This window comes from Candidatus Thiosymbion oneisti (assembly GCF_004359955.1).
GTDB lineage: Bacteria > Pseudomonadota > Gammaproteobacteria > Chromatiales > Chromatiaceae > Thiosymbion > Thiosymbion oneisti.
In genome coordinates this window covers 114,723-126,801 of the sequence record NZ_SMSC01000004.1, presented here as the reverse complement: position 1 = coordinate 126,801, position 12,079 = coordinate 114,723, and the positions used below count along the sequence as shown (strand labels likewise).

At 58.2% G+C, this 12,079-nt stretch carries 9 protein-coding genes; 4 read left to right on the top strand and 5 right to left on the bottom strand.

What is annotated here, in order from left to right; translation table 11 throughout:
- Positions 1–132 precede the first annotated feature (132 nt).
- The gene (locus E1958_RS03400; protein WP_133510615.1) at positions 133–690 is read left to right on the top strand and encodes a Uma2 family endonuclease; all 558 of its coding nucleotides are present in this window, start codon (positions 133–135) and stop codon (positions 688–690) included.
- Positions 691–751: 61 nt separating this feature from the next.
- Here the strand turns inward: E1958_RS03400 and rfaE1 are convergent, their stop codons facing one another.
- Positions 752–2,209, bottom strand: a complete 1,458-nt coding sequence (gene rfaE1 / locus E1958_RS03395) for a D-glycero-beta-D-manno-heptose-7-phosphate kinase (RefSeq protein WP_133510614.1) — start codon at positions 2,207–2,209, stop codon at positions 752–754.
- 50 nt (positions 2,210–2,259) lie between these two features.
- Here rfaE1 and E1958_RS03390 point away from each other — a divergent pair, with 50 nt between their 5' ends.
- Positions 2,260–2,601 (top strand): hypothetical protein, encoded by a 342-nt coding sequence (locus E1958_RS03390; protein WP_133510613.1) that lies wholly within the window; start codon positions 2,260–2,262, stop codon positions 2,599–2,601.
- A 232-nt stretch (positions 2,602–2,833) separates the two neighbouring features.
- On the opposite strand, the gene E1958_RS03385 is transcribed toward E1958_RS03390, so the two are convergent.
- The 4 genes from E1958_RS03385 to E1958_RS03370 form a co-directional block, all read right to left on the bottom strand.
- Positions 2,834–3,640 carry an HAD-IIB family hydrolase gene (locus tag E1958_RS03385; protein WP_133510612.1) on the bottom strand — a complete coding sequence of 269 codons (807 nt, stop codon included), beginning with the start codon at positions 3,638–3,640 and terminating at the stop codon, positions 2,834–2,836.
- Between the two features lie 215 nt (positions 3,641–3,855).
- The gene (locus E1958_RS03380) at positions 3,856–4,473 is read right to left on the bottom strand and encodes a DUF2290 domain-containing protein (protein WP_208108566.1); all 618 of its coding nucleotides are present in this window, start codon (positions 4,471–4,473) and stop codon (positions 3,856–3,858) included.
- A gap of 62 nt (positions 4,474–4,535) precedes the next feature.
- The gene (locus E1958_RS03375) at positions 4,536–6,641 is read right to left on the bottom strand and encodes a DEAD/DEAH box helicase (RefSeq protein WP_207787577.1); all 2,106 of its coding nucleotides are present in this window, start codon (positions 6,639–6,641) and stop codon (positions 4,536–4,538) included.
- 312 nt (positions 6,642–6,953) lie between these two features.
- On the bottom strand, positions 6,954–8,684 hold the full coding sequence (locus E1958_RS03370) for an alpha-amylase family protein (protein WP_165741562.1): 1,731 nt from the start codon (positions 8,682–8,684) through the stop codon (positions 6,954–6,956).
- A 447-nt stretch (positions 8,685–9,131) separates the two neighbouring features.
- Between E1958_RS03370 and E1958_RS03365 the strand changes: the two genes are divergently transcribed.
- Positions 9,132–9,764, top strand: a complete 633-nt coding sequence (locus E1958_RS03365) for a DUF2934 domain-containing protein (protein WP_243448301.1) — start codon at positions 9,132–9,134, stop codon at positions 9,762–9,764.
- A 166-nt stretch (positions 9,765–9,930) separates the two neighbouring features.
- Complete coding sequence (locus E1958_RS03360; RefSeq protein WP_133510607.1) at positions 9,931–12,075, top strand: HAD-IIB family hydrolase; 2,145 nt, start codon at positions 9,931–9,933, stop codon at positions 12,073–12,075.
- Positions 12,076–12,079 lie beyond the last annotated feature (4 nt).

The following is a 12,079-nucleotide window of genomic DNA, read 5'->3' as shown; positions in this document are numbered from 1 at the left end:
GCATCGTGGCCGCTCATTCGCTCCATAACTCGTTGTTTTAGATTGCAATAATGTGGGGATACCTCAGGGGTTGACCTGGTTTTCAACGGGGGATAGCGTTTACGTAATGTAAATCATGCTGGTACGCCTGCTATGTCGCTCGCTACCCCCGTCAACCGTCTGACGACGGACGAATACCTGGAAATCGAACGGGATGCCGAACGGCGTCACGAGTACCTCGACGGTGAATTGGTGGCAATGGCCGGTGGCTCGCGGGCGCACAATCTGCTCGCGACGCGCGTGGCACGTTTGTTCGGCAACCACCTTACAGGTTCCCCGTGCCGGATCTTCCAATTCGACATGAAGGTTCGCATAGAGCGCGCGAACCGCTTCTACTATCCGGACATCCTGCTGTGCTGCAATCCGTTGACGGCGGATGCCGACGATTACTTCGAGACGGACCCCAAACTGATCGTGGAGGTCCTGTCACCTCGGACGGCCGCTATCGACGACGGTGAAAAACGGGTCAATTACCAGACCCTGGATTCTCTGGAAGAATACCTGTTGCTGGACCCGAAAACGCACGAGGCCATACTTTACCGCCGTAGCGGCGCTTTCTGGACACGTATCTGCTTGAATCCGGAGGACGAGCTCGAACTCTTATCGATTGGATTTCGCCGGGATCTGGCCGAAGTTGTGGGACTTGACTGACCGGTGATCTGACAAATAAGGGAAAACTACGAACGCGGATACCAGGCGGGATGGCACGCGCTCAATTAGCATTCATTCGCGCGATGATGCCCGTGGTACTGCGATCCTCCACCAGGGGCACGAGCACGACCTGGCCGCCCCAAGATTTGACCTCCGCGGCCCCGATCACTTGTTCCTCCCGGTAGTCCGCACCCTTGGCCAGCACGTCGGGGCGTAGCTGCTCGATGAGCGCCAGCGGCGTGTCCTGGTCGAACAGGATGACCGCATCGACGGTAGCCAGGGCCGCCAGCACGCGCGCCCGGTCTTCCTGGCCGATGAGGGGGCGCTCGGGTCCCTTCAGGCGGCGCACTGAGGCATCGGCATTGAGCCCGACCACCAACCGGTGGCCGTAGCGGCGGGCCCGTTCCAGATAGGTCACGTGGCCCACGTGCAGCAGGTCGAAGCAGCCGTTGGTAAAGACCACCCGTTCGCCGGCGGCCTGCCAGCGGCGGACCTGGGCCTGGGCCTCCTCGAGATCGCGGATCTTCGCCGCCTGCCCGTAGGCGGCCTCCTCATTGAGTGCCGCCAGCAACTCCTGCGCCCTGATGGGTGCGGTGCCTACCTTGCTGACCACGATCCCTGCTGCGAGATTCGCCAAGTGAGCGGTAGCGACCCGTCCCAGCCCGGCGGCGAGACCAGCCACGAAGGTGGCAATGACGGTGTCTCCGGCCCCGGAGACGTCGTACACCTCCCGGGCGGTGGCCAGCATTCGATGGTTGCCGTCCGCATCGATGAGCACCATGCCCTGTTCGCTCAACGTCAGCACCAGGGATTCCAGATTCAGCGTCTCGCGCATTGCGGAGCCTGCCGCTATCAGGGCGTCCAGATCCTGCGCGGCCACACCGGTGGCGAGGGCCAGCTCGTCGCGATTGGGGGTGATCAAGGTTGCCCCGGCATAGCGACTGAAGTCCTTGGCCTTGGGATCGACCAGCACCGGCAGGCCGCGGCCGCGGGCGAACGCGATCAGCGCTCGACACAGGTCCTCAGTGAGGACCCCCTTGGCGTAATCCGAAAGGAGCAGGACATCGGCCTGCGCCAGGCGCGGGATAGCGACGGCGAGCAGGCGTTCCCGGTCGCGCTCCGGCAGGGGGGCGGCCTGTTCCGCGTCGATTCGGACCATCTGTTGGCGATTGCCCAGCACCCGGGTCTTGATGGTGGTCCCGCGATCCCGCGCGATTAGTACCCCGTCGCTATCCAGGTTGGCTGTGGTCAGCTCCGCCAGCAGCAGATCACGGCCGGGGTCCGCGCCCGTCACCCCCACCAAAGCGACTTGGAGACCCAGCCCTGACAGGTTCCGCGCTACATTGGCCGCACCGCCTGCAGACTGCGTCTCCCGCTCCAGCTCGATGATCGGCACGGGTGCTTCCGGCGAGACCCGCCGGACCCGTCCCCACAAGAAACGGTCCAGCATCAGGTCACCGACCACGACCACTTTGCGATCGGCCAAGCGATCGAAGACCTCGGTGGGCACTAATGCCATGTGGCTATACTCGGTGCCCAGGGTGGGCGGGTAAAAACTTCTGGCTCTTTATGAATTCTGGACTGCTTTGGAGTGCGCCGGCAAAGCGGCGCGACCGAATCGAACCTCAGCAACGGGGGATACCAGCGGCGCTTGCCAAGAACCTGGGCAGCGGGTTCCACGCGCGCCGCGGCGACGGCGCTTTCCCCTGGCTGCAACGCCTGGCCGGGGATAGAGGCGTTGTCAAATCCAAAGCGGCGGCGGGTTTGCAGTGTACATGCCGGCACCCGCGGTTACACCAGGTAGCGTGGATTTCTACCAATGCCGGGATTAAGGTCGCCGCCTGCCGGTGCGTCCCTGCACGCAGACAGGTGCTCACCACACTCGACGGTCGTGCCGGGGAGGGAGGATAGAACAGTCTGGAATCCATAAAGAGCCAAATTTCTTTGCAACTCAGTCGTAATCTCGCTCAGGGTTTTCCCCGCTTCCAGCTGGATGGTTAGTTATGCTTCCATCTCGGCGCATTCGACACCGGTCCGGAAGCGGGAGGAGACCATCTCATCGACTCCCCTGCTGGAAGCTGGCGACTGGTAGCTGGAAGCATTATACGCACTTGCACTGCCCAGAGTTCTTGTCCAATAGGTGTCACTGAAATATTCCGTAATGATAGGCCCCCTCGATCACGCCGCTCGTATAGTATCCGTTCAATCCCTTGCAATCTCCTCGCGCGAAATAGGCTTTGAGATTGGGGTTCTTATCCATCACCGCCTTCACGTTCTTTACCAATTGTTCATCGGCGTTCTTTACCAGCACGCCACAAAATCCCGCCGTCAACGGAAAAATATCGTTGCCGCTATCACCGCAGAATACGACCTGCCCCTTCTCCGCTCCGAACTCCTCGGCTACATATTCCAATGCCGTTTGTTTGGTCGCGCTGTTCGGTAGAAAGTCGAGAAGCCCTTTGTTATCCACTGAATCGAAGCTGTATACGATCACTTCGTCGAACCTTCCCTTGACCAGCCCATCGATCCTTTTCAGTATCTCGTCGCTTCCGTCGTGTTCCACATAATAGCTCTGCTTGAACTGATTGAGGTGCTCGCTCCCCTGCTCCCTGATGCCATCGACACCGGACACGGCTTCCCTGATCCGGGCGGCATCCCACTTGGGACTCGCGCGCTTGACGTGGGTTACCCATCCCTCATCGAAGCGCCAGTCTCCTTGCTTATATTTCCTTATGGTCGTGCCCACATCGCCGATCAGCACATGGGGATGCCTGACCCCGTACTCCCGGATCGCATCCTCCGTCAGCTTCAGGTTTCTTCCGGTGACATAGACCACCAGGACATCGTGTTTTTCCGTAAGCGCGTTGAACAACTCAATGGCCCCCTCGTCGCCCTCCCATTTTCCATTCGGTAGCAGGGTTCGATCCAAGTCGGTAGCTAATATTTTCATTATTTTCTCCACGTGAATAGTCGTTGGGTTTTGCATGCACTAGCGCGTAGGTTGGGGTGAGGGACGAACCCCAACGAGAGAAAAACGACGAATCACGCAAATCTGCGCGAATCGGATGTTGTGCCGGCGGAACATTCGCGTCGGGTCATGTAATTCACGGTTAAAACAATCTCTTGGACTATTTCCACGAGGATCCGTTTTAACCAAACAGCTTCTTAACGCGTTGCCGCCGGTGCCAGGACATGGACGATCTGCTGTTCCTTAGGGGAAATCGATGTCTCGAATAGGGCGCCGTGCACAGGCAGCTTCTCCGCATACTGGTGAAACGCCGTGTGGTAGAAATTCCGAAGTATGAAATCGATGAACCACCGGGGCGTTAGTGGTGCAGTAACAGGGATTCGACAATTTTCGTATTGACCAAGGGTGAAGTGGCATTTGGGATGCACGAGCTCTGCGAATACTCCCTCACGCGCGTCGAAATCGAACCGGAACGGAACAGGAACGATCCGACGTGAAACGATTTCCGCAAACAGGGTATCTTGCAGATAGATCTCCGGCTCTTCCTGGAAAGGCGCCAGACGCGGCGACGGGAAGAATGCCAAACGATGACGTAGCAGCGCACCGTCTCGAAATTCGTACATCATCTGTACCATCGCACCGTCAAGCAGCTTCATATTGTAGGCGCGGGCGTCGGCCAGCTCCTCATAGACCTCCGCATAATCACGCTCCCTCAATGCAGCGGAAATGGCGGACATACCGGGGAAGCCGATTTTGAATCCGGCTTTAGCCATTTGCTTGGGTACAGTGTGGTTTGAATCATCGGCTAGCCCCAACTTGACCAGCTTGGAGACCAGATCGTCTATCTGACGCCTGATCGATTGGTGCGTAGGGACCCTCATTCCGAACTCTCAAGCAACAGCTTCTTTAACTTCTCCCGTGTCTCCGCATCGATGTCTTCTACATGAATCTTCCCAGATTCCAGGTCTCGGACCAGCTCATTCAGGCCTCGGGTCCCTCGTTCCAAGCGTTTACGCTCGTCTGGTGAAAGATCTCGATGTACGACCCGTAGCTTTTCAAGCAGCAGCTTGGTCGGGTAGACGAAACCGAGCATAAAGGCATGCTCCTTCAGGGTCTCGAATTCCTGCTTGATCGCAGCCATGCCCGGTCCGTATCCGAATACCCGTACCCAGGCCTTGCTGCGCGTAATGGCAGTGAACAGTCGGTTCCGCAGGCCGGCGAGGTCCCGCCCTTGTGAATGGCAGCTTTGGGCATTGATGATGTACACCATCCCGGCCTCGTTTCCCTTGGCGCGAAAGATGCCGGTGAAGGTAATGGATTGGGTTTCGGTCTTGAAAAAGACATCGGCGCTGGTATCGACGCCGGCCAGATGACATGGAATACCCAGATCGAATAGCCGGCTTCGGATTGGTCCGGTCTTCTCACGGGTGGTGAACGGATCGGGGTGAATAACGACGATGTCGTCGTGGCGGAGCTCGTCCTGTTCGAGGTTCATCCGAATGGCCCGGATCAGCCATTCGTTCTGCTCGGCTTCATTCCCGAACTCATAGAATTCGACCAGATCATCGATCGACGAATGTTCCTCCAGGAATTTAGGGCTCGTCTCATCCGTGCGTTGCAGCACGACGTGTTGTCCTGCGGTAAGCTCTCCCTCCTTGACGCGGTAACCGATTTCTTCCCACAGGCGCGGGTGGTCGAACATCTGTACCAGGCCCGTCTCACGGTCCTGGGGCGGCTGCCGATAAATGCCGAAACCGAGGGCGTGGGCGGTAACGAGCACGGGACGCGAGTTGCGGTAGCATTTTTCCAGGATAAGGTCTCGCCTGGAGTCGTCACCCAGCGTAACGTAAGGTCTGTCCTTCTCATCTCTGCCAAACACGTCTTCCGGCGAGGATAATGACTCCCCGGACAGACTTTGCAGCTCGTCGTAGGCATACACGAGGCGTTGGGGTTCATGCAATATGGCGTGGCACAAGCGCAGGAATGCGGACGAAAAATCCTGCGCCTCATCGACGAGTATCGCATCGTAAAGGGTGATGGGTTGGCTGATTTCGGTCAATGCCTTGCGGCAGGCGCCATCGAATGCGCGCTCAGAGCCCCCAAACCGGCTGCTTGCACTCCGAAAGTCGAAAAACTCCGTGCCGGACGCATGACAGAATTCATAATAGATGCCGTCGCGATCCTCCCCTCCCGGTGCCCCCCAGGCATTGACGACCCGAATGCTAGTCCAGTCGGGCTCCTCGCCCGTCTGTTCGATACAAAAATTGTTAATGAGCTTTCTGAATTGTCCCTTTAAGGATCGGGTATTGAAGGTGACAGCGATACGCCAATCCGGGTGTTGGCTGTGTAGATAGGCGGCCTTCAGCGCCAGGACGATCGTTTTTCCGGAACCGGCCAAACCACGGATGCGCTGCACACCATCGACTGTTTCGATAACGGCGCGGTTCTGGCGATGATCGAGGGTGGCGATCGCGTCTTCCAGTCGCTTGAGTTTGGCGCCGCGGGAGTCTTCACGAACCACTTCCCGCCTGGTGCGGCTTTTGCGAATCGAGGAGATGCTCTCGATGGCCGACAGCACCGCGCGAGATTTTGTCTCGTTTGCGTCAGGCCAGCTCAGTTGTGCGATAACACTCCTAAGCGTATCGGCATTGCTGATCGGATAGCCGTCCTGTCGATACTGTGCCGTATCCGTTACGGCAGGGGCAAAGGTGATGACGTGAATCTCCACGCCGAGCTTGCGCCCGACGACCAGCTCACGATGGACCTTCAGGCGTGCCTCGATCTTATTGGCGATATCGTCTTGCCGCTCGCCGTAGGACCCTAACCGGGTGCCTTCGACCAGATCAAAGAGGATGATCCCTTTGTCGGGTGAGACCAAAGTGGCATCGATAGCGAACTTGCCTTCCGGCGTGGCGATCAGGGGATAGCCGAAGAAGCACTCGCCACGGAAATCGGCGCTATTTGATAACGAGTTTTCGAGCATTCGGCTGGCAACCGGTTTGCCGTTTGCGCCATGAACAAATGTCAACCTCATATTCTTATCGTCTCTTCCCGCATGACCTCGGCGGCAACAGCAAGCACGACCTGTAATACATCAGGGGATAGCTGCAATGTCATTAAGTTAAGCCTCAAAGCCCCTCTCCCGGCGGGAGAGGGGCTTTTAGGGCCGGTGGAAATATTCGTGTCCATTCGTGTGCATTCGTGGTTCTTGCTTCCGGTTTTTGTGCGCATCTGTACTCGTTCATGCTGATACGGTTCGTGTTACTCACCGCATCCTACGCGGGCTTCATGGCTTCTAAGGATACGAGAGCACCTCTTCTTCACCAGCGGCATCCTTATGGACAACGCTAAAGCCGTAGTCGCGCAGATCGGCCTTCAATATGGCCGTGTTTCCATTGTTTTCCCATTTCAAGTGCAGGCGGTGGGCCTCCGTATCCATAACCTCCAGCTTGCCGTTGAACGCGGGGGAGATGTTACGCAGCCTTATGAGCCGCAGTTGGTCCCGCACAATCGGTTTGGCAAGTCCCTGCTCGATATCGCTCATGGTCAGCGATGTGCGGTTGATTTCTTTGTGGCCCCCGGTACCGCCTTTATCGGCTGCTTCGTAATCATTCTTGCCCGCGAATAAGTCGAGGTACCATACCTGCGGAATACCCGGCATGAAGAGTTGAATCGCCCGGGCGAGACGTAGCTTCTGCTCGTCTTCACCCAAGGCGCTGAAAAAGGTCGCGTTGACCTGATAATAGGAGATCTTCTTTCCATCCGGGCCATAGAGGTTCTTCACTCGACCGCCCCGGTCGAGGATCCTTTCGATAACGGCATCGATCTCTTCGTTCGATAAGAGTCCTTCATTCGAGAAGCCGATATCCTTCCCTTTCAAGTCGAGTACCGGGATGCCGTCGTGACATCCCAGCATATTGACGGTTTTGATGCCCTTTTGCGTCAGCTCCTCGATCCAGCGCAGAAGGTGCTCATTTTTGCCGCGGTCCAGGGCATCGATGACCAGGCCCGGAAAGAAGAAGTCATAAATGGGAAATCCGTTGCCCGCCACCTCTTCATGGAGCCCGTAGCCATATTCCGAATGGATTTCAGGCAGGAGGACCAGGCCGTACTTATCGGCTATCCGCTTCAGTCGCTCCAGATACTCCCAGGTGCCCGGCTTGTTGAAGAAATTGACCATACCTGGCTGCTTGTGCAGATAGGCGAATGCGTCCAGCCGGATTAGGGTCGCGCCATAGTCGCGCAGCTTTTTCAAGGTCTCGTCGTAGAAATCCCAAACGCCTTCCGAGCGGGCATTCAGATCCATTTGCCCCAGGTAGCTGCGTTTCCTCTCGACCACTGAAATGACGTCTTCCCTGTAATCGGAAAACCTGCCCAAATCGATTGCGGCAGGTGCCCTCCTCGCGTCGATTGCGGCGTTGACAGTGGCGGCAATTTCCTCTGCCTGATCCGGTCCGATCCCTTCGATACCCGCTAGATCCTGAGGGGAGATCCGCTGATGTTTCACTTCCTGATAGAAGGTGTTCCAGTAGGGCCTGTCCGTCCCATCCGGAAACCGCACTTTCAATATCGGAAGGCCGGGCTTGCGCATAAAGAGCATCTGCAAACAGTCTTCTCTGGGTATGACGTAACCTTCGGCGCCCAGCTCGCCGTGGGTGCGCCAGAATTCGTTCCAATCGATAAAGAAGTCTTTATATTTCGATTCGTCTCCATATTTGAGCATGTCCTGAAACTGGGGAGAGCCCACGGAAAGGTGATTTAGAACAAGATCGAACTTCAATCTGATGTTGAGCTTGTCAAAGGCATCCAGGTGCTTCCGGGAAACCAGCTCGGGATTGAGGTTGTAATCGATAATAGAGAATCCGCGATCCAGGTCACTGTTGAAAAAGGTCGGTAGAATATAGAAGAGGGAGAAGGTGTCTTTAAACTCCGGCTTTTCCAGCATCCTTACGACATCGGATAGGGTCCCGCCGATACTGTCAGGATAGGCATTCAGCATAACCCCATTTGGAAGGTCTCTGTTCATGGAAGTGGCCTTAGTATTCATAGCAACCTGTTATTCTTGATTCTTACGACGATTTTGAGCCGAATTGAAAAATCAAACAGCCGTGTGGGATGGGGAATATGGGAAATAGCCGACCCTTCCCGCATCCGGGCAGCCGAAAGTATATCAACGTTACCCCATTTCCTCGATTCGGGGCAATATGCCTGTTCGGCTTGGTCCCTGTCCGCGGGATAACCATCCGTCCAATGGGGATTTGGATCAATCCTTTCTTCTATGGGATTTCCGGGGGATTTCCGGCCCCGATGTCCGCCGAGCGTGGCCTCCGAGCGCCTTTATTTTCATGGGCTTAAGCGCACAACAATGATTGGGACATCCTTGTCCTGCACGGGTGTCTTGAATTTCCCAGGGTGCTTCGAGCCGGCGGAAGCGATTATACTTATCGAGAAGATCCATTCGGAGAGCGGAGCAATGACCATCGAAAGCAGTGCCTCCAGCAGCGAAACGGCCTCGGGGAAAACCATGCCGATCGGGGCCGGGTCCGATTCTCCCGACACGGAGAAGCAGACGATTTCACCCGTCGCGCGTTGGCTTCGAGTCCGCGAGAATGCCTATGCCCGGGCGCAAAAGCGCGGGTTCGTAGGCGGCAATCCCTTCCAGGATTGGCTGGACGCCGAGGAAGAGATCGATGCTCGGTATGTCACGGATTTCCGTAGCGTGCTTTCGCTGAGCGATCCCGCCGAGATCACGCATCAGATCAAGGGGGTGCTTGCCGGTTACGGGTTAGGTCGCTTGAGTGTCGATACCCTGTTGAGAGATCACCGTGAGGGGATGAAGAAGCTGGCCGCTATCGACGCAGCACTGGTGGATGGCTCGCTCGAACTGGCATCCGAACAGACGGCCCTGGTTCAAGACGCCTTGAGCGAGGCCGTAAAGACGCTGCAATCCGTCGCCCAGGGCGAATTGAGCACGGATGGAGTAGCCAAACAGGCCGAGCTGTCGATAAAGGCCGTAGAAAATACCTTATCGCTGGTCAAATCTTTGACCGAGGCGGTGACCGGGAGCGCTCCCGGGGACAGGAAGGACCGCTCCTCCGAGCCGTAAACGCCTCATCCTTTATCCGCAGATTACGCAGGTTTTCGCAGATGGACTAGCGAAAACTCCATACCAGCGCCGCGGTCGCCAGCACCGGAATCCGACTCGACGTACCCCCCGAAAATCTGTAGGTTAATAGGCTAAACGTAGAACTGGAGCGGGGCAAACCGAGATCATGTATATCCTGTTGCTGAGCATCCATGGTCTGATACGCGGGAACGAGCTGGAGCTGGGACGCGACGCGGATACTGGGGGACAGACGCTGTACGTAGTCGATCTCGCCCGTGCGCTGGCCGAACGCGACGATGTGGACCAGGTGGATCTGGTCACGCGCCGGATCGTCGATCCGGCGGTATCCGGCGACTACGCCGAGCCTGTCGAACCCTTGTCCCAAAAGGCGCGCATCCTGCGCATCGACGCCGGTCCCGATGAATATATCCCCAAGGAACGGTTGTGGGATCACCTCGACGGCTTCATGGACAACCTGGTTACGACCCTGAACGCCGGGGGGCGGATGCCGGATCTGATCCACAGCCACTACGCGGACGCGGGCTACGTGGGCGTGCGTTTGTCGAACCTGCTCGGCGTGCCTCTGGTCCACACCGGACACTCCCTGGGGCGGGATAAACGCCAGCGGCTCCTGAGCGCGGGCGTGAGTGAGGAGATCATCAACCAGACCTACCACATGGACCGCCGCGTCGATGCCGAAGAGGAGGTGCTCGCCGGTGCGGATCTGGTCATTGCCAGCACCAACCACGAGATCGACGAGCAGTATGGTCTCTACGACTACTATCAACCCGGGCGGATGGCGGTCATCCCGCCGGGTACCGACCTGAGTCGCTTCTATCCGCCGGCCTCCTCAGTCTCAACAAGGGGCGATCCGCCGAGCGTGGTTCCCGACCAGATCCGGCGCTTCCTGCAAGACCCGGACAAGCCGCTGATCCTGGCCCTGTCGCGGGCGGATGCGCGCAAGAACAACCAGACCCTGCTCGAGGCCTATGGGGAGTCCGACGACCTGCGGGAAATAGCGAACCTCTTGATCGTCGCCGGCAATCGTGACGATATCCGGGACCTCGACGAGGGTGCGCGCTCCGTGCTGACCGAGCTCTTGATCGGGATCGACGCCTACAATCTCTATGGACGCGTCGCCATGCCGAAGCACCTCCCCCAGGACCAGGTCGCGGAGCTCTATCGCCTGGCGGCCGAGCGGGGTGGGATATTCGTCAATCCCGCCCTCACCGAGCCCTTCGGTCTGACCCTTCTCGAGGCGGCCGCGAGCGGGCTGCCGCTGGTCGCGACGGAGAACGGCGGGCCGGTGGACATCATCGGCAACTGCGACAATGGCATCCTGGTCGATCCGCTCGACAAGGCGGCCATCGCCCAGGCCCTGCTGAAGCTGCTTACCGATCCGGGACGTTATCGTCGCATGCGCGACAATGGCGTCGTCAAGGTCCGCGAGCACTATTCCTGGCCGGCCCATGCCGAGCGCTATCTGGGGCGCGCCAGGCCGCTCCTGAAGCGTCACGAACCCATCCCCCTGGCGCCGAAGCGCGGTAAACGGTATCGTGACCGGGCCCTATTCACGGATATCGACCAGAGTCTGCTCGGCGATGCCGAAGGCATACGGCAATTCGTCACAGCGATGCACGGACACCGCAAGTGCGCGACCTTCGGCATCGCGACCGGTCGCCGCTTGGATACGGCCCTGGCGGAGCTTAAGCGCCATAGCATTCCCCACCCTGATGTCCTGATCACCAGTCTCGGTACCGAGATCCACTATGCCCCGCGGCTCGCCCGCGACCAATACTGGAACGAACACATCGACTATCTGTGGCGACCCGCCACGGTGCTTCGGGTCCTGTCCGAGTTTCCCGGACTGGAGCCCCAACCGAAGCGCGAACAGACCCACTTCAAGGTCTCTTACCACTACGACCCGGATCAGCCCCCCGATATCGAGGAGCTTACCTCGCTGCTGCGAAGCCGGGATGTGACCGCGAACCTGATTCAGTCCTTCGGCAGATTCCTCGATGTGGTTCCATCCCGAGCCAGCAAGGGCCAAGCGCTGCGCTACGTCGCCCAACGCTGGGGCATCCCGCTGGAACGGATCTTGGTCGCCGGCGGCTCCGGGGCGGACGAAGACATGATGCGCGGCAATACCTTGGCGGTGGTCGTCGCCAACCGCCATGGCGAGGAGCTGTCGCAGCTCGCAGACCTGGAGCGGATCTACTTTGCGGGCCAACCCTACGCGCTCGGCATTCTCGAGGCCGTCGATCACTACGACTTCTTCGGGAGCTGCGAGCTTCCGACGACGGGTTCGTGATCCG